This window comes from Rhodococcus sp. WS3 (assembly GCF_003797085.1).
GTDB lineage: Bacteria > Actinomycetota > Actinomycetes > Mycobacteriales > Mycobacteriaceae > Rhodococcus_F > Rhodococcus_F globerula.
In genome coordinates this window covers 2,087,241-2,104,835 of the sequence record NZ_RKMA01000001.1, presented here as the reverse complement: position 1 = coordinate 2,104,835, position 17,595 = coordinate 2,087,241, and the positions used below count along the sequence as shown (strand labels likewise).

15 protein-coding genes are annotated in these 17,595 nt (G+C 61.4%); 7 read left to right on the top strand and 8 right to left on the bottom strand.

The features are described from left to right. Nucleotides 1-5: 5 nt before the first annotated feature. A complete protein-coding gene (locus EEB13_RS09450; RefSeq protein ID WP_141485111.1) occupies nucleotides 6-509 on the bottom strand; it encodes a MarR family winged helix-turn-helix transcriptional regulator in 504 nt (167 codons plus the stop codon). A gap of 118 nt (nucleotides 510-627) precedes the next feature. Here EEB13_RS09450 and EEB13_RS09445 point away from each other — a divergent pair, with 118 nt between their 5' ends. Then, nucleotides 628-1,890, top strand: a complete 1,263-nt coding sequence (locus EEB13_RS09445) for a vWA domain-containing protein (protein WP_141485110.1) — start codon at nucleotides 628-630, stop codon at nucleotides 1,888-1,890. Here EEB13_RS09445 and EEB13_RS09440 read toward each other — a convergent pair. Beyond that, nucleotides 1,825-2,502 (bottom strand): TetR/AcrR family transcriptional regulator, encoded by a 678-nt coding sequence (locus EEB13_RS09440; protein WP_141485109.1) that lies wholly within the window; start codon nucleotides 2,500-2,502, stop codon nucleotides 1,825-1,827. The genes EEB13_RS09445 and EEB13_RS09440 overlap by 66 nt on opposite strands. A 161-nt stretch (nucleotides 2,503-2,663) precedes the next feature. Between EEB13_RS09440 and EEB13_RS09435 the strand changes: the two genes are divergently transcribed. Both EEB13_RS09435 and EEB13_RS09430 read left to right on the top strand, forming a co-directional pair. Continuing rightward, nucleotides 2,664-3,788 (top strand): phosphotransferase family protein, encoded by a 1,125-nt coding sequence (locus EEB13_RS09435; protein WP_261984484.1) that lies wholly within the window; start codon nucleotides 2,664-2,666, stop codon nucleotides 3,786-3,788. Beyond that, entirely contained in the window at nucleotides 3,773-4,885 is a 1,113-nt protein-coding gene (locus EEB13_RS09430) for a hypothetical protein (protein WP_261984483.1), read from the top strand. Before EEB13_RS09435 ends, EEB13_RS09430 begins: the two co-directional genes overlap by 16 nt. An 8-nt stretch (nucleotides 4,886-4,893) precedes the next feature. On the opposite strand, the gene EEB13_RS09425 is transcribed toward EEB13_RS09430, so the two are convergent. Continuing rightward, complete coding sequence (locus EEB13_RS09425) at nucleotides 4,894-5,952, bottom strand: alpha/beta fold hydrolase (RefSeq protein ID WP_033237005.1); 1,059 nt, start codon at nucleotides 5,950-5,952, stop codon at nucleotides 4,894-4,896. Nucleotides 5,953-6,041: 89 nt separating this feature from the next. Beyond that, complete coding sequence (locus tag EEB13_RS09420; protein WP_045064808.1) at nucleotides 6,042-6,869, bottom strand: SDR family oxidoreductase; 828 nt, start codon at nucleotides 6,867-6,869, stop codon at nucleotides 6,042-6,044. A gap of 70 nt (nucleotides 6,870-6,939) precedes the next feature. On the opposite strand from EEB13_RS09420, the gene EEB13_RS09415 reads away from it, so the two are divergent. From EEB13_RS09415 to EEB13_RS09400, 4 genes are read left to right on the top strand one after another with little or no spacing between them, the layout of a single operon-like run. Further along, entirely contained in the window at nucleotides 6,940-8,517 is a 1,578-nt protein-coding gene (locus EEB13_RS09415; RefSeq protein WP_033237029.1) for a methylmalonyl-CoA mutase family protein, read from the top strand. After that, nucleotides 8,517-8,945: a cobalamin B12-binding domain-containing protein gene (locus EEB13_RS09410; RefSeq protein WP_033237028.1), complete on the top strand. Its 429-nt coding sequence runs from the start codon at nucleotides 8,517-8,519 to the stop codon at nucleotides 8,943-8,945. Before EEB13_RS09415 ends, EEB13_RS09410 begins: the two co-directional genes overlap by 1 nt. Then, the gene (locus EEB13_RS09405) at nucleotides 8,930-9,886 is read left to right on the top strand and encodes an LLM class F420-dependent oxidoreductase (protein WP_033237003.1); all 957 of its coding nucleotides are present in this window, start codon (nucleotides 8,930-8,932) and stop codon (nucleotides 9,884-9,886) included. The genes EEB13_RS09410 and EEB13_RS09405 overlap by 16 nt, the downstream gene beginning before the upstream one ends. Next, complete coding sequence (locus EEB13_RS09400; protein WP_033237002.1) at nucleotides 9,883-10,935, top strand: CaiB/BaiF CoA transferase family protein; 1,053 nt, start codon at nucleotides 9,883-9,885, stop codon at nucleotides 10,933-10,935. The genes EEB13_RS09405 and EEB13_RS09400 overlap by 4 nt, the downstream gene beginning before the upstream one ends. A 2-nt stretch (nucleotides 10,936-10,937) precedes the next feature. On the opposite strand, the gene EEB13_RS09395 is transcribed toward EEB13_RS09400, so the two are convergent. From EEB13_RS09395 to EEB13_RS09380, 4 genes are all read right to left on the bottom strand, one after another. After that, nucleotides 10,938-11,855 (bottom strand): LysR family transcriptional regulator, encoded by a 918-nt coding sequence (locus EEB13_RS09395; protein ID WP_033237001.1) that lies wholly within the window; start codon nucleotides 11,853-11,855, stop codon nucleotides 10,938-10,940. A 55-nt stretch (nucleotides 11,856-11,910) separates the two neighbouring features. After that, on the bottom strand, nucleotides 11,911-14,148 hold the full coding sequence (locus tag EEB13_RS09390) for an arylsulfatase (RefSeq protein ID WP_072782747.1): 2,238 nt from the start codon (nucleotides 14,146-14,148) through the stop codon (nucleotides 11,911-11,913). Nucleotides 14,149-14,180: 32 nt separating this feature from the next. Next, a complete protein-coding gene (locus EEB13_RS09385) occupies nucleotides 14,181-15,629 on the bottom strand; it encodes an ABC transporter substrate-binding protein (RefSeq protein WP_315985021.1) in 1,449 nt (482 codons plus the stop codon). Nucleotides 15,630-16,009: 380 nt separating this feature from the next. Beyond that, entirely contained in the window at nucleotides 16,010-17,584 is a 1,575-nt protein-coding gene (locus EEB13_RS09380) for an ABC transporter substrate-binding protein (RefSeq protein WP_141485106.1), read from the bottom strand. Between the last annotated feature and the right edge of the window lie 11 nt (nucleotides 17,585-17,595).

The following is a 17,595-nucleotide window of genomic DNA, read 5'->3' as shown; positions in this document are numbered from 1 at the left end:
TCTCTCTATCGTGTCGTGGGGGTGATGGGGACGCGCGTGCCGCCGACATCACAGGTGTCAGTTGTTGTGGTGTGGTGAGCCGCGAGGCGGCTGAAGAAGCGATCGAGGACCGGAAGTTCTTCCGCTTCGACCAGGTCGGCGAAGTACTCCGCTATTCCGCGCGAATGAATGGCAGATGCGGCTCGCAGAGTTTCCTTGCCTGCGGGCGTCATCGAGACCGTGACGACCCGTCGGTCGGCGTCGGGGCGCACTCGCTCCACCAGTCCGGCGTTGACCAGTCGATCCGCGACTCGGGTGACGCCACTGGTGGTAACCAGGACTTGCTGGGCGAGGTCGCCCATACGCAGTGAATTGCCGGGGGCTTCGTGCAGTCGCAGCAGTACGTCGTACTGACCGAGCGTCAGCCCGGTGCTTGCGCGCAGGTCAGCCTCCATTTTTCCGAGGATGACGCTGTGCGCGACGACAAGATTGCGCCACACCCGGCCGCGCGTCCGTTTGTCCTGGTCCATCGCCCTCGCTCCTCGATTTATTTGCTTACGCAAGTATTGCTTACTCAACTATTACACTGGGAGGGCGGAATCTATTCCCGAACGCTCTGAGAGGTCCGGATCTCGATAGTGTTCCCGCATGGAGTTGGTACGCGGAGCGAACACAACGGTCGACGGACACACGCTGAGAGTGGCGGTGACGGGTGCCGCCCCTGGCAGCGTCGACCTGATGGTTTTCCAGCTCGACGGCAACAACAAGGTCCGCAGCGACGCGGATTTCATCTTTTTCAATCAGCCGAATTCGCCGGAAGGTGCGGTACGCCTGAGCGACGGAGGAGTTGTCGAGATCGACAGCGCCGGCGTGCCGGCCGACATCATGATGCTCAGCGTTGCGGTCGCGCTCGACGGCAATGTGTCCGGTGCTCTTGCCGACGTGCCGCAGTTGGGGGCCATGGTTGATCAGGCAGGGGGCGATCAGGCAGGCGGTGAACGGATCGCTGCCCCTGCGCTGGGGTTGACCACCGAGCGGGCGGCTGTGCTGGTCGAGATCTACCGCCGCGGTGAGGCGTGGAAGATCCGCAACGTCTCAGCCGGATGGGACGGGGGATTGGCGGATCTGGTGACCACTTTCGGGGTCTCGGTCGACGAGGAGCCTGCAGAAGCGTCGACGGACGGTATTCGCAGCGTTCCCGACGAAGCCAAGCTGTCGATGGTCAAGCGCGAGAAGCTCGACCTTCGTAAACGCGAAGTCGCGAAGGTGCTGTTGACCAAGGGCGGCAACGGAATCCGCGCCCGCGTGATCCTGGTGATCGACAAAACCGGCAGCATGAGCAAGCAGTACAGGTCGAAGGTGGTTCACCGGGTCGTCGAGCGAATGGTTCCCGTCGCGATTCAGCTCGACGACGACGGCAAGCTCGAGCCGTACCTGTATGCGGTTGGCTTCCACAAACTTCCGGAGATATCGGTGCACGACGCCGAATCCTGGTCGGAGGAATACCTCCACCTGCGCGGATCGCACGGGGGATTCGACTACGACGCGATCGGTGCGTCCAACCGCGAAATTCCGATCATGACGGAAATCGTCTCCGGCTTGCGCTCCGGTACGGCGCCAACGCTTGTCCTCTTCTTCACCGACGGAGGATTCACCGAGCGTCGGGAAATTACGGCGCTGATGCGCGACGCGTCGGCGCTACCGGCGTTCTGGCAGTTCGTCGGGATCGGCAAGGCCAAGTACGGAGTGCTCGAGAAGCTCGACGACATGGACGGGCGAGTGGTCGACAACGCCGGGTTCTTTGCACTCGACGACATCGATTCCGTTTCCGACTCCGAGCTCTATTCACGGTTGTTGAGCGAATTCCCCGACTGGCACAAGAGTGCCGTCGCCGCCGGAATCACGAGATAGCTCTCGCGGTTCGAGTGCTTCGGCGATGAAGCGTAGAGCGTCGTCGAAGCTGTCGGTGTTATCCGTGTTGTCGGCTGCCGGTGGCCGCGAGTATTGAACCGATGAGATATACACGGCAGCAACGGTCTGAGCGAGAAAATGGGCCGAGAAGTCCGTGCGCACTTCGCCGTCTACGATTCCGCGATCGAGTAGTCGGCGGATTTGATCGTGGAACTGTTCGGTGCGTTCGGGACTGATCTGTTCGCGCGCCGGGTCCCGCTCGAGTTCGCCGGCGCGGAGGTACTCCCTGAATCTGTGCGTTGCGTCGGTGACGTCTTCGAGGACGAGGCGAATCCGTTCATTTGTGGTCATTTCGCGCTCGAGCAGTCCGTCGATCAGAACGCCCAGCTTCTGCATGTGGCCGTCGTGTAGTGCCGAGACCACCGCATCCTTGCTGGGGAAGTAATTGAAGAACGTCGCGCGCGAGACATCGGCTGCCTCGGCGAGGTCGTCGATCGTCGTGCCTGTTACACCCCTTTCGGCAAACAATGTGCGGGCTGCGCTCAGGAGTCGCTGGCGTGTCTCGTACTTGTTGCGCTCGCGGCGTGAGAGCGGCATCTGTTCGTCGGTCATCAATTCTCCCGAAAACCTTCCACAAAACTAAACTCAAGTCTATATTTGGCCTGCAGTACAGAAAGTTTAGCCCAATCACGGAACTTTTGACGCTGCCGGCGATTTTCTCGGAGTCGAAGATGCGGCGCGAACGTGAATCAAGTGAAGGAAGGCTCCCTGAAGTGACAACGAGCATGCCGGACGACGTGGAAGCGTCGATCACCACAACGGAGACCGACCTCGAGGTTGTCTCTGCGCAACTCGAAAAGTGGCTTGTCGGAACGCTCGGCGCCGCCACCGATGTGCGTGTGTACAACGTGAGCAGGCCGGCCCATTCGGGAATGTCCAGTGTCTCAGTGCTGTTCGATCTGGACTGGACCGAGGAAGGAGCCCCGCAGTCGGCACAGTTGGTGGCGCGACTGGCACCTGAGGTCTCGGCATTTCCTGTTTTCCCCACGTACGACCTCCAATATCAGTTCGACGTCCTGACCGCGGTACGCGAGCGAAGTGATGTGCCCGTCCCGCACGTTCGCTGGGTCGAGACCTCGTCGGAAGCCCTCGGGACCTCGTTCCTGGTCATGGACCGAGTGACCGGCGCAGTCCCGGTGGACAACCCGCCCTACGTATTTGGTGGATGGCTTCTGGAATCGAGCAGTGAAGACCAGGCGCGTGTCCAGTCGAGCAGTATCGATATTCTGGCGCGGATTCACGGCATCGACGCAGAACTGCCCTTTCTGAGGGGCATGTCAGGTTTGCGCCGACACTTCGAGGGCGAGCGTGCATACTACGACTGGACCCGCCGCGACGACGGACTACGAATCCCGCTGTTGGAAGCTGCTTTCGAATGGCTCGAAGCCCACTGGCCGATTGAGCCGAGTGCAGATGTGCTGTGCTGGGGTGACTCTCGGGTTGGCAATATCATGTTCCAAGGGACCACTCCGGTCGCGGTCCTCGACTGGGAATCGGCAGCCGCGGCGCCGTGCGAAGTTGATCTCGGTTGGTTCATATTCTTCCACCGTCAGTTCCAGGACCTGGCGGAACAGTTCTCCATGCCCGGACTGCCGAAGCTGTTCCGACGCGAAGACGTAGTCGCACAATACGAGCAGGCGACGGGTGTGGCAGTGCGTGACCTCGACTTCTATCTGGTGTACGCGGCGCTGCGGCACGGAATCGTCATGTCACAGATCGCTCGACGTCGAATCCACTTCGGGGAGATAGAGGCTCCGGAGAATCCCGACGAATACGTACTGCATCACCGCATGCTTGCCGACCTCATCGATGGAACCTACGAATGGGACAAGAAATGAAGCCGATCGATCTGGACGAATACCCGGTGCACCAGGCGCCGCTGTCCATGGCGCGCGTTGCCAGCACGGACCGCAATTTCTACGACCGATGCTACTTCAACGCCCACGACCGCACCGGGGACGTCTTCCTCGTGACCGGACTCGGGGTGTACCCCAACCTCGGCGTCGTCGACGCATTTGCCACCGTCCGCACCGGTGATACGCAAGTAGCAGTGCGATTTTCGGATGCACACGACGGTGCGTCGACGAAGACCGAAGTAGGTGGGTACCGGGTCGAGGTGATCAAGCCGCTGCAGACCTTGCGGGTTGTCTGCGAACATGAAGACCTTTCCTTCGACATGACATGGGAGGGTGCCTTCGATTCGGTTCTCGAGGAACACCACACTTTGATGTCGGGTCCGCGAGCGATCCTCGACGCCACCCGCTTTGCGCAGGTCGGCAGCTGGTCCGGCACGATGAGCGTGCACGGCACCGATATTGCCGTCGATCCGGCAGTGTGGACGGGAAGTCGTGACCGCTCGTGGGGGATCAGACCCGTCGGCGAGCCGGATCCAGCGGGCCGCATGGGCGACGAGCCCCCCGGCGGTCACTGGTGGACGTATGTGCCGCTTCGATTCGACGATTTTGCGTTGATGATCATCGTGCAGGAAAGCCCCGACGGCTACCGCACTCTGAGCCACGCGACGCGGACCTTCCCGGACGGACGAGTCGAGCAATTGGGTTGGCCGCGTACCGAAATCGCGTACCGACCCGGAACCAGGCATCCCGAGAGTGCACGTATTCACCTGACCACGCCGGCCGGCGAGGCTCTGGTTGTCGATATCGACACCATCGGATTTGTTGCTCTCAACGTCGGTGCCGGCTACGGCGGCGACAGCGACTGGACTCATGGAGAATGGCGCGGCCGTAACTGGAGCTCGTCGTCGGTGTACGACCTCACCGATCCGGCGATCGTCGCGAAGCTTCCCTACGGAACAATTGACCACATCGCGCGGGCAACCTGCAACGGGTCCGAGGGGTGGGGCATGTTCGAACACGCCGTCATGGGGCGCCACGACCCGTCCGGCTTTGTGGGTTGGCTCGACATGGCGAAGTGAACGTGTATCTAGAGAGCCGTAACCATCTGCTGGGTAACGTCTTTCAAGAAGCTGTCGATGTGCGCCCAGGTGGAGTTCTCTGACGTCGGGCCGGCCACAATGCCGAGGTGGCTTCCCGGCACCTCCTCGAATCGAACGGACGGTGATCCGGTCAGGACCGACCGGATTGCCGCCACCGAGGCGGCGGGTGCGATGACATCGGATGTTCCGCCGATGGCGAGTACCGGCACATTCAGTTCGGACAGGTCGATGCTTCGGCCTCCCAGAACGATTGTGTTCTTGTACAACCCGTTTCCCAGGATGAGTTGCCTACAGATCTGCCTGAATGCCCGCCCGGGGTAGCCGGGCATGTCCGCCATGAAGGTGTCGATCGATTCCATGCGGGCAAGGGTCTCGGTGTTGTGCAGGTTCTTGGCTATGAACCACGGCTTGAGTAGTTCCCGTTGCGGCGCGGTCACGCGATAACTAGCTTGCACCAGGGGAGCGGGAAGCCCGCCGATCAGATCGGTGGCCGTCGTGAGTGGGCGATCGCCGGTGTATCCACCGATCAGCCGAAGTGGGCTGATTGTGGGAATTTTGGTGTAGTCGACCGGGGTGCCGATCGCTGTGATCGACGCTATCGGCAGGTCGGAGTGAGCCGACGCGGTCAACAGCGTCATGGTTCCACCGAGGCTCCATCCGATGACGGAAACATCTGTGCCGTCGTGCAATTCGGAGACCGCACGTATGGCATCGGGGATGATGCCGTCGATCCAGGATTCAAATCCCATGTGCCGATCTGTGTATTGCATCGTTCCGTAGTCGAGCGCGTACGGCGTATGTCCACCTCGAACGAGATGGGAAGCGAGACTCTGGCCGGGCCGGAGATCGTAACAATATGCGGGGACAGCCAACGGGGGCACCAGGAGTACGGGTCGTCCCTGGATTTCTCCGAAGCGGTACAGATCGCGGTGCGGACCTTCGGAGATCAGGGTGGACGGGGTGCGCCGGCGCCCTTCGACTCCGTCGCCGAAGGACAGACCCCACGCGTTACGCGCACTCGTGATCAAACGCCTCGTATCCAACACAGCTGTCCCCTCGCAGTCGGCAGCCGTGCTTCGGCCACAACGAGTGTATGTTACCTACGATCACATACACCCGCTGCAGTGTGTTCGAATCAGTCCAGGAACAGATCAAGCTGCGGATTGTCGCCGCCGCCGTAGACCGACAGGTCCGTGATTCCCGACTCGATGAGTACATCGGCGTCGATGAAGCAGTTGCCGGTGGTCTTCGTGGACGGCTGGGAGAAGATCTCGACGGCCGCGTCGGCCATGATTTCCGGACTACGTGACGAGGACAGCAGGCTGTCGCCGTCGGCCATGTTGGCGACCGCTGCAGTGGCGATGTACGTCTGTGGCCACAAGCAATTCGCGGCGATGCCGGCGTCGGCAAATTCTGCCGCAAAGCCCAAGGTGAGCAGGCTCATTCCGTACTTCGAGAGCGTGTATGCGGGGTGTGCGCCGAGCCAGTACGGGTTCATGTTCACCGGTGGTGCGATGGTGAGGATGTGTGCGTTTTCCGACTCGCGCAGGTGTGGCAGGGCAGCCTGTGTAAGTAGGAACGTGCCTCGCGAATTGATTTCCTGCATGAGGTCGTACTTCTTTGCCGGCAGGTTTTCCGTGCTTTCGAGGGCTATTGCACTCGCATTGTTGACGCAGATGTCGACGCCACCGAAATTCTCGACCGCGACGGCGACAGCGCGCCTGGCGTCTTCTTCTTTCCGGACGTCGCCGACGACGGCAACGGCCTTTCCGCCGGCAGCTTGGATGCCTTCGACGGCTGTGTGCACGGTTCCCTGAAGTCTCGGGTGTGGTTCGCCTGTCTTGGCGAGCAGAACGACGTTCGCTCCGTACTTGGCTGCTGCGGTGGCGATGGCAAGGCCGATTCCACGGCTTCCGCCGGAAATGACCAAGGTGCGATCGGTGAGTGCGTTCTGGCTGGGCATCGTTCTCCTAAGTTCTCGTTCTCTGGAATGGTATTGGCATTCTCATTTTTTGCAAGTACCGTATTCAACGATGAACGACTTCACGGAAACCTCGTCCGGCATCCCTCTCGCTCCGGTCTACGGACCGGAGGACAGGACTGTCGATCCGCCCGCACCGGGCGCGTACCCCTTCACCCGCGGCAACTTCTCCTCGGGATATCGAGGGCGCTTGTGGACTTTTCGGCAGTACTCCGGGTTCGGCACCGCGGAAGAGTCCAACGCTCGCTATCGCTATCTCCTCGCGCAAGGCGGCACCGGACTCTCGGTTGCCCTCGACCTGCCCACCCAATGCGGCTACGACTCCGATGACCCAGAGGTCACCGAAGAAGTCGGGCGCGTCGGTGTAGCCGTCGATACCCTTGCCGACGCGGAGGTGCTGTTCGAGGACATCCCGCTCGACAAGATCAGCACCAGTTTCACGATCAACGGAACGGCCGCGATTCTGCTGGCGTTCTACGTGGCTGCTGCTGAACGCAAGGGTGTTCCGCGGGAGAAGCTCACCGGGACAATCCAGAACGACATCCTGAAGGAATATGCCTCCCGAGGTACGTGGATCTGGCCCCCGGAGCCGTCGCTGCGGTTGATTGCCGACACCATCGAGTTCTGCGCCGCCGAGGTGCCCAGGTTCAATGCAATCTCGGTGGCCGGAGCGCACTTCCGTGATGCCGGCGCCACCGCCGTCCAGGAGATGGCCTTCACACTCGCGGACGGTGTCACCTACTGCGACACAGTGGTCGAGCGTGGACGCATGACCATCGACGAGTTTGCGCCGCAGATTTCGTTCTTCTTCTACACGCACGGCGACTTCTTCGAGGAGATCGCCAAATACCGTGCCGGACGCCGTCGTTGGGCCACCATCGTCCGGGAGCGTTACGGCGCCACCACGGACAAGGCGTCGATGTTCCGCTTCGGTTGTGTCGCCGGTGGCGCGTCGCTGTACGCGCCGCAGGCGCAGAACAACCTCGTGCGTGTGGCGTACGAGTCCATGGCGTCGGTACTCGGCGGCGTCCAGTCCATGTTCACAGCGGCCTGGGACGAACCGTTTGCTCTTCCCAGTGAAGAGTCCGCAACGCTGGCCCTGCGTACCCAGCAGATCCTCGCTTACGAGACCGGCGTGACGCGGGTGGCTGACCCGCTCGGTGGGTCCTACTTCGTCGAAGCCCTTACGGACGCAACGGAAGAGCGACTCATCGAGATCATGGCGGATCTCGAGGCGCACGGCGGCATGGTTCGAGCCATCGAGGACGGTTACCTGCAGGGGCTGATCGCCGATGAGGCCTACCAACTCCACAAGGACGTCGAATCGGGCGTAAAGCCGGTTGTCGGTGTCAACCGGTTTGTCTCCGAGGAACCCGCGCCGGAGATTTCGACTTACGAGCTCAACGCCGAAGGGCGTGAGCTGCAACTGAAACGGCTCGCGAGGGTCAAAGCGGACCGTGATCCTGACGAGGTGGCGAGGTCACTGACGGCACTGTCCCGAGCAGCGGAAGGAACGGACAATCTGATGCACAAGTTGATCGACTGCGCCAACGCGTACTGCACAGTCGGCGAGATGGTTTCGTCCCTCAAGGCAGTATGGGGCGAATTCCAGCAGCCGGTGGTGTTCTGATGAGCGCCCGCGTTCTTGTCGCAAAGCCAGGCCTCGACGGCCATGACCGTGGTGCCAAGATCGTCGCACGAGCGTTGCGCGACGCCGGATTCGAAGTTATCTATACCGGTATCAGGCGGACGGTCGAAGACATCGTCACCATTGCGCTGCAAGAAGATGTGGCTGTTGTCGGACTCAGTATTCTCTCCGGTGCTCACGTCGCGCTCACATCTCGAACCGTCGAGGCTCTTCGGGCTGCGGACGCAGGAGATATCAAAGTTGTTGTAGGAGGCACAATCCCGCAGTCGGATGTGCCGCGCCTGCTCGAGGCCGGTGCCTCGGCAGTGTTTCCCACCGGCGCTTCACTGGAAGAGCTGGTCAGCGGAGTACGCGCATTGACTGAAACATCGGCAACAGCAAATCTGGAGGAACCGTGCGCATCGGAGTGATGATCGGCCCCGAGCGGGGCGACTCCGCGAAGAAGGTCGCCCGCATGATGGCGGACGTGGAGTGGGCAGAGGCCGCCGGTCTCGACAGTGTCTGGGTGCCGCAGGTTCCCAGCGACTTCGACGCGTTGACGGCTGTGTCCCTGATGGGCACGCGGACGTCGAGAATCGAAATCGGCACAGCCGTGGTTCCGCTGCAGGCACAACATCCGATTGCACTGGCGCGGCAAGCACTCTCGGCTCACGCGGCAACCGACGGGCGGTTGGCGCTCGGTGTCGGTCCGTCGCATCACTGGATCATCGAGGACATGCTCGGCTTGCCCTACGACAAGCCGGCCGGGCTCACCCGCGACTACCTCGAGGTCCTTGCCGCTGCCCTCAACGGCCCCGGTCCGGTAGACGTGGAGAACTCGACGTTCACGGTGCACAATCCGCTCGAGATCGGTCCCGTATCTCCGATGCCAGTTCTGGTTGCCGCTCTCGGACCAGTCATGCTGAAGATCGCCGGCGAGCGCGCAGACGGAACCATACTGTGGATGGCAGACCAGCGTGCGATCGAAGATCACGTCGTTCCTCGGATCAGCAAGGCAGCAGCCGACGCCGGCCGTCCCGATCCGCGCATCATCGCCGGCATCCCGGTCTGTCTGTGCAGTCCGTCCGAAGTCGACAAAGCGCGCGAGCGAGCCAACCGGATCCTCGGTGAAGCCGAGGTGTCGCCGAACTATCAGAAACTCTTGGAAAAGGGTGGCGCCAAGGACATTGGTGATCTGTGCGTTGTGGGTGACGAGAATGCGATACTCGAGGGATTCCGCAGCTACGAGGCCGCCGGGGTTACCGATCTTTCGATGCGACTACTCCCCATCGGTGACAACCGGGACGAGCTGATCGCCTCCAAATACCGGACGCGCGAAGTGATCGCACAGATCGCAGCGGAGTTCCGGTGACCTCCGGGCCGCTGGCAGGCATCCGGATCCTCGAGATCGGGCACATGCTCGCCGGACCGTACGCCACCATGATGCTGGCTGATCTCGGAGCCGACGTCATCAAGATCGAACCGCCGAGCGGAGACATATCGCGCCAGGTCAGCGATTCTTACTTCGCGAGTCTCAATCGCGGCAAGCGGAGTATCTGCATCGACCTCACGACAGAGGCCGGGCAGGCGCGACTCGGCGAATTGGTGGAGGAATCCGATGCGCTGCTGGCAAACCTGAAACCGTCGGCCATCCACCGGTACGGCCTGACCTACGAGGCTCTGCGTAAATGGAACGAACAAATCGTCTGCGTTGCACTCACCGGATTCGGGCTGGCCGCCGGTGACGATCCTGCCTTCGACTACGTCATCCAGGCAGCAACCGGCGTAGCTTCGCTGACCGGTGACCCGTCCGGTCCGCCGACACTTCCCGGATACTCCTCGGCAGACAATTCCTCCGGGCTTACTGCGGCTCTTGGACTTCTGGCGCAGATCGTATCGGGTAGCGGCGGACAGGTCGAGGTGTCGTTGCAAGACGTCATGCTCTCGCAGCTCAACTATCGAGCGTCGTCCTACCTCAACGACGGTGTGGAGCCGCGTCGACTCCCTTCAGGCGCGCATTCGTACTATGTTCCCGCTCAACTATTTCCGACGGCAGACGGACACCTCGCACTGTTCATCACACACGACGGTTTCTGGCGCTCGTTTGCCGGCGAAGCCGGCATCGTGGGATTCGAGACGATGGCTGAGCGAGCTGAGCGCAGAGACGAGGTACTGGGCGCCGTTACCGAAGTGCTGGCCACGGACACCGCCGCCAACTGGGAATCTCGCCTGCGCCCATTAGGAGTGCCCGCATCTGCAGTGCGTTCACTACCTGACGCGCTCGACGCGCTTCCGGAGGCGATAGTGACCGCGGGGGACTACCGTCTGGTCGGAAGTCCGATCCGCGTCGCTGGTTACGAACCCGAGTACGGCCCGCCGCCCCTGCTCGGTGAGCACGGGGACATTCCGGCTCGGATCTGATGTCACGCCGGCCGTGCACCGAGCTCGAATTGCGCTACTTGCGGAAAGTTGTCCGTGAAATATTCTCGCGCAAGGGATTTGAATGCGTGCACGGTCGGGGGAACCGAGTGACTTCGGTTGATGACTCCGATCTTCGTGGGAATCGGGGGATTGATGGAGTCGATTCGAAACCCCGGCAAGCCGAGTACCGATACTCGGTCTGCAATCGTGGAACCCAAACCCATTCGTGCCATGTCCACGCGTGACTCGAAATTCTCGCTCTCGATGCAGACCTTCATCTGCAATGACTGTTCGATGAAGATACGCTCCAACCCCACCCGCACAGGGCTGCCAGCAGACGGTGCGATCAACTCCAACTCCGCGACGTCTGGCCAACTGAGAACTCTCGGCGGGCAGTCGTCGGCAGTAGCGGCGCTCAGCACCACCAGTTCGCTCTCGTACAAGACCTGGAAGTCGAGCCCGGGTAAACGTCCGCCGATCCGGCAGAACCCCACGTCGCACTTGCCTTGATCGACAGCGTCGAAGACCTCCTCGTCGGTCATCGGATCCGTGACGTCGATGGAGACCAATGGGTACTTCTCGTGAAAGCGGCGCACCAACTCGGTGGTCGTACGCATGAACGTCCGGCGTGTGGCGATCCGCAATGCACCCGTCGTGACGCCTTTGATGCTGTCGACGACGGAATTCAATTCGCCGAGACTGTGCAACACTCGCCGGGCTGAATCGACAACTCTGGCGCCGTCCACGCTCACTTCCGCCCCGCGCGGGGTCCGAACGAAAATCTTGAGCTCTAGTTCCTTCTCGAGCTTCGCGATGGCATTGGACAGTGCCGGTTGAGTGAGGTGCAAAGACTGTGCGGCGCGGGTGAAATGGGCGTAGTCGGCAACGGCGACGATGCAGCGGAGTTGCTGTACTTCCATGCGCGCGAGTCTACCTGCCGGGATGTCGTGTCCCGACAGGTAGAACGGTGCCCCGCTACTCGACCTGGAGCGCGATTCTGATGACATCCTTCTCCGGAATGATCTGCGTACCGGCCTCGATCCGAACCTGGTGCAGCACTCCGTTCCACGCGAAAGGCGGACGGTAGCTGTTACTGACCGGGAGGCCGCGGTCGTACCCGAGCGTCATCGATGTGCCGCCGTGTTGCCAGGCATGGGGCAGAGAATGATCGCTGTGCCCGGTCCCGACAATGTTGCCGTCGACGAAAATCTGCACGCGCGCACCGCCTTCGGGTACAGGACTGAGAACACACCCGAGCTGATGACGTCCACTGGTGAGTTTCCGATCGGCCGAGAGCAGGATCTCCCCGCCCGGTGTCGCCACCGTGACGGTAAGGACCCCGTCGCAGACGTACGCCGCGAAGCCACCGGTCCAATCTCCGAGAGCAAACAGAACGCCCTCGGGATTCTCGGCTGCCACATCGACGTCAGCGGTGATACGCCCGCCTGCAAAAAGTCGGGGAATCGCCTCGTCCGAGACCGGACCGCCCTTCGGATAGAGCGTGATGTCCGAGCCGACGGGATAGTCCCGCGGCACAATGCTTGCAGTGCGGCCCCGCAGGTTGTCGGCGATCGGTGTGACGTTGTTCCGTTCCGCCTCGGCGAACCACAGCTGCTCGAGTTTCGCTACGACGTCGGGGAATTCGTCGGCCACGTCGTTGGCTTCGGAGAAGTCGGATTCCAGGTTGAACAACGACCAACGGTCGTTGTCGAAATCGCGACTGCCCTCCATCAGCAGTTCCTCGTCCATCACACCCATCGACACGTGATTGGTTGTTGCCTTCCACCCGTCCGCCACGATCGATCGTGAACCGAGCATCTCGAAATACTGAACAGTCCGCGGGTCGGGAGCAGATGCGTCGCTGAACGTCGACAGCAGGCTTGCCCCGTCGACCGACTGCTGTGCGACGCCTCCGACTGTATCGGGAGCGGTGACGCCGCAGGCTTCCAAGATTGTGGGGAAGACGTCGATAACGTGCGCGAACTGCCCACGCACCGCGCCGCCAGAGCTGATGCCCTTGGGCCAGTGCGCAATCATCGGGACACGAGTACCGCCGAGCCAGGTGTATCGCTTCCACAGTTGGAACGGAGTGTTACCGGCCCAGGCCCAACCCCAGGCGTAGTGCGGGTATCCGTGAATTCCACCCCAATCCTCGAGTTGATCGAGACTCTCCTCGATGTTGTCGTGAATGCGGTGCGTGAACCGGTGTTCGTTGGATGTGCCGGCGACCCCACCCTCAGCACTGGCGCCGTTGTCTGACATCACGAATATCAGTGTGTTGTCGAGGATCCCCAATTCCTCGAGACTGTCCACGACGCGGCCGATCTGAGCGTCGGTGTGTGTCAGGAACCCGGCGTACACCTCGTGCATACGTGAGTACAGGCGCCGCTCGTCAGAGGTGAGCTGCTCCCAGTCCGGAACCCACGACGGTCGCTCCGTCAGTATCGTATCGGCGGGGACGATTCCTTCGGCCACCTGCCGCTCGAAGACGTTCTGGCGCCATCGATCCCAGCCGAGGTCGAATTGACCGGCGTAGTCGTCCGCCCATTTCCTCTCGACATGGTGCGGCGCATGCATGGCGCCGGTGGCGAAATAGAGGAAGAAGGGTTTGCCCGGCGCCGACTCCTGCTGGTTGACCACCATCCGAATAGCCTCGTCTGCAAGATCTTCGGTGAGGTGATAGCCGTCCTCTGGGCCGCTCGGAGGATCTACGTACGAGTTGTCGCGGACCAACTCGGGAGCCCAGTGGTTGGCGTCGCCGCGCAGGAAACCGTAGTACTTCTCGAAGCCAAGTCCCGACGGCCACCGATCGTACGGTCCGGCGCTGCTGCGTTCACCGGACGGGAGTAGGTGCCACTTGCCGACGGCCATCGTGTTCCACCCAGCGTCACGCAGGATGCGGGGGACGGTTGCCGCTTCCGGCGGAATCTTGGCGGTGTAGCCGGGATCCGACGTCGGGATATCGGCGAGAAACCCCATTCCAACGGCATGGTGATTGCGCCCGGTCAAGAGGGCGGCACGCGTCGGCGAGCACAGAGCGGTGACATGAAATCGGTTGTAGCGCAGTCCACCCTGGGCCAGTTTGTCGATGTTCGGAGTCTCGATATCCGAACCGTAGCAGCCGAATTGGCCGAAGCCCAGATCATCGAGAACGATGACGACGACGTTGGGTGAACCTTCTGGTGCCTTGCGGCTGTGCGCATTCGCGGACATCCCACTCCTTCGGTGAACGGTGTGTTGACGGGTCAGTTCTGGAACCAGAGTTCCTCGGGTAGTGGAGATCCAAGGCCGTACATCAGTGCGCCATGTACATTTTTGCCGGTGATGACGGACGGTGACGACCGCACGTACCAGATCCCGGGATTCAATGCGACCAGACGATTCTGCACTGTTTCGTAGGCTTCCTTGCGCGCAGCCGGGTCTTCGGCAACGCGGCCGGCGTCCAGCGCAGCGGTGAGCTCTCGATCGTCGACGCCGATCGTGTTTCCGCGTGAGGTCGAGTGAAAGGCGTTCCACAGACCGGAATCCGGATCCTGGATGAGCGCAGACGTGATGGTCATATCGAAATCGTGCGCCGCGGTTCGCGCCGTGGCGGCAGCAAAGTCGACGACATCGATCTTGGCTTCGACGTTCTCGAATGCACTCAACTGGGCCTGAACGCTCTCGGCCGTTGCCTTGGCTTCCGGCGTCGGGTAGGTGGTGAAGGCAAAGGAGACAGGCTTGCCTTCGGCTGCCAGTTCGTCGAACAGTTTCTGAGCTTCGACCTTGTCCGGACTCGGCAGCGCAATATCGGTGAAGTAGGGGGAGTTCTTCTGGAACAGGGTGGCGGGAACTTGCCCCTTGCCGTTGTACACGGCGACATTGACCGATTCCGGATCGATCGCGAGAATGACTGCCCGGCGAGCCCTGGGATCGTCGAAAGGTGCTCGGCGGAAATTCATTCCGATGAACTGGCCGCCGCCCAGCGGCACCGTCTGAGTGGGGAATCCGGCCTCTTCTGCCTTTGCGAGGTTCGCCCAACTCGTTTCTGCTGCGACGTCGACAGCGCCAGTCGTGACCGCGTTGAGTCGCTGAGCGTTATCGCTCGCGGCGCGGAGGGTAATGCTGTCGAGGTATGGACGTGGCGCGTCCCAGTAACCCGTGTTCTTCGACAGTTCGATGACATCTTGGCGCATCCACTTGGCGAGGGTGAATGGACCGGCTCCGACGGGTTCCGCGTCGAATGCCGCCTGTCCCTTCTGTAGAGCCGTGGGTGAGGCTATCCAGTTCATGGCGCCGGCGAGCAGGTTCTGCGGGAAGTGCGGACTGGGGGAGGTCATGGTGACGCGAAGTGTGGTTGCGTCCACCACATCGTTGCTCGCGACCTGCGCGGCCTGTCGGAGCGACGTCGATGCCAACGCAGGGTCGCGCAATCGGTCCCAGTTGAACTTCACGGCAGCGGCATCGAGCGCAGTGCCGTCGGTGAACTGAAGCCCCGGGCGAAGCTTCAACATGAAGGTCCGGCCGCCGTCGGTGGTAGAGAAGTCCGTGGCCATCTTGTACTCGATCGCGAGGGTATCGACGTTGTTGACGATCAACGTTCCGTACAGTGCGTTACCCAGAACCGCCTGGTGTGCCCACGTGTTGGACAGTGCTGCAGGGTCGAGGGTGCGAGGCTCGCTGTTGTACGTGAGCGCTGCGCTGCCGCCGGCCACCGGATCTCCTGCAGTGGTCGATGTTTGATCGACAGTTCCGCCGCCGCAAGCACTCAGGAAGAGCACCGCCGCACACGCCAAGACTAGTGTCGTTCTAGCTTGCCGTGTGGGTCGAAACTTTCTCAAAGACACTCGCTGCGCTCGAGTCATCGTCAGCCTTTCGGAGGAATCGCGTGCCGGGGAAGTTGCCTGATCGGCAAGGGGTGCTTGTTATTACAAGTCAGCGCCAGGCGGTACGTCCAATAGACATTTCGTATCGAGACAATCATTGGAATGTATCGACGCCGCGTGTCCTGTGACTTCGGCCTTGCCGGACGACGAAGATGGTCCCGCGAGTTCGCAACTCGCGGGACCATAGTTGTGTCTTCAGTTGTGGAAGATCAGTTGGTCATCCAGAACTCCTCGGGCAGTGGTGATCCGAAGCCGTACATCACAACGCCATGTGCATTCTTTGCAGTGATGACCGACGGTGCAGACTTTGCGTACCAAATACCCGGATTGAGTGCTACCAGACGCTTCTGCACGGTTTCGTACGCCGCGCGGCGTTCCTCGATCGTCTTCCCGACACGGCCGGCGTCCAGGGCGCCGGTGAGTTGCTGGTCGCTGATTCCGGTGATGTTTCCCTGCGAGGAGGAATGAAATGCGGTCCACAGCGCGGCATCGGGATCCTGGAACAGTGCCGATGCAATGATCATGTCGAAATCGTGAGTGGCATTGCGGGAATTTCCGGTCGCGGCATCCACAACTTCGATATCCATGGACACATTCTTGAAGGCGCTCAGTTGCGCCTGCACAGTTTCGGCGGTTGCCTTGTTCTCCGGCAGTGCATAGGTGGTGAAGGTGAAGGACAGGGGTTTGCCCTCGGCTGCCAACTCGTCGAAGAGTTTCTGCGCCGTTTCCTTGTTGGGGGTCGTCAGTGGAATGTGGGAGAAGAACGGTGACGTCTCCGGGAAGAGTGTTTGCGGGACAACGCCTTTGCCGTCGTTGATCACGGTGTTGACTGCTTCGAGATCCACAGCCATGGAGACTGCCCGACGGGCGCGTTCGTCGTCGAACGGTGCGCGCCGCACGTTCATGCCCATGTAGAGTCCGCCGCCGAACGATACTGTGTCAGTGGACAAACCGGCGTCCTGCGCCTGAGCCAGGCTCGCCCAGTTCGTTTCCATGGCAAAGTCTGCGCCGCCCGCGATCATCGTGTTGAGGCGTTGCGTGGCGTCAGCGACCGTTCGGAGGGTCAGCCCGTCGAGGTACGGCTTCGGTGCATCCCAGTACTGCGGGTTCTTCTTCAGCTCCATGACGTCCTGGCGTGTCCACCTCGTCAGCGTGAAAGGCCCGGCACCGACGGGGTTTTCGTCGAAGGCGGCTTGCCCCTTCTGCAATGCAGTTGGTGAGGCGATCCAGTTCATGGCACCGGTCACCAGCGCCTGTGGGAAGACCGGACTGGGCGCTGCCATCACGACGTTCAGAGTCGTCGCGTCCACCACCTCGGTGGACGCCACCTGCGACGCCTGCCTGATCGAATCGGATGGATTCGCAGGATCACGCAGACGATCCCAGTTGAACTTCACGGCAGCCGCATCCAACGGTGTTTCGTCGGAAAATGTCAGCCCGGGGCGAAGTTTCAGTGTGAACGTCGATCCGCCGTCGACTGTGGAGAAGTCTGTCGCCATGGTGAACTTCATGTCGAGCGTCGAGGGATCCTCGATCATCAACGTCCCGTACAGCGCGTTTCCGAGAAGGCTTTGCCGCGTCCACGAATTACCCAGTCCAGCCGGGTCGAGAGTGCGAGGTTCGCCGATGACAATGGCACGCGCCACCCCACCAGCTACCGGTTCACCGGCATCGGCGCTGGTTCCTGTGGTTTCTGCGGGGCTGGTGCCGCACGCACTGACAAACACTGCCACGGAACACACCGCGGCCAGAGTCGCGGCTAGTGCGCGCCTCGTTCGGATCATGGTCGACCTTT

Bases quoted from the DNA above. Each gene is read 5' to 3' on its own strand.
- EEB13_RS09450 (WP_141485111.1), bottom strand. From the start codon at position 509: ATGGACCAGGACAAACGGACGCGCGGCCGGGTGTGGCGCAATCTTGTC.
- EEB13_RS09445 (WP_141485110.1), top strand. From the start codon at position 628: ATGGAGTTGGTACGCGGAGCGAACACAACGGTCGACGGACACACGCTG.
- EEB13_RS09440 (WP_141485109.1), bottom strand. From the start codon at position 2,502: ATGACCGACGAACAGATGCCGCTCTCACGCCGCGAGCGCAACAAGTAC.
- EEB13_RS09430 (WP_261984483.1), top strand. From the start codon at position 3,773: ATGGGACAAGAAATGAAGCCGATCGATCTGGACGAATACCCGGTGCAC.
- EEB13_RS09420 (WP_045064808.1), bottom strand. From the start codon at position 6,869: ATGCCCAGCCAGAACGCACTCACCGATCGCACCTTGGTCATTTCCGGC.
- EEB13_RS09415 (WP_033237029.1), top strand. From the start codon at position 6,940: ATGAACGACTTCACGGAAACCTCGTCCGGCATCCCTCTCGCTCCGGTC.
- EEB13_RS09410 (WP_033237028.1), top strand. From the start codon at position 8,517: ATGAGCGCCCGCGTTCTTGTCGCAAAGCCAGGCCTCGACGGCCATGAC.
- EEB13_RS09395 (WP_033237001.1), bottom strand. From the start codon at position 11,855: ATGGAAGTACAGCAACTCCGCTGCATCGTCGCCGTTGCCGACTACGCC.
- EEB13_RS09390 (WP_072782747.1), bottom strand. From the start codon at position 14,148: ATGTCCGCGAATGCGCACAGCCGCAAGGCACCAGAAGGTTCACCCAAC.
- EEB13_RS09380 (WP_141485106.1), bottom strand. From the start codon at position 17,584: ATGATCCGAACGAGGCGCGCACTAGCCGCGACTCTGGCCGCGGTGTGT.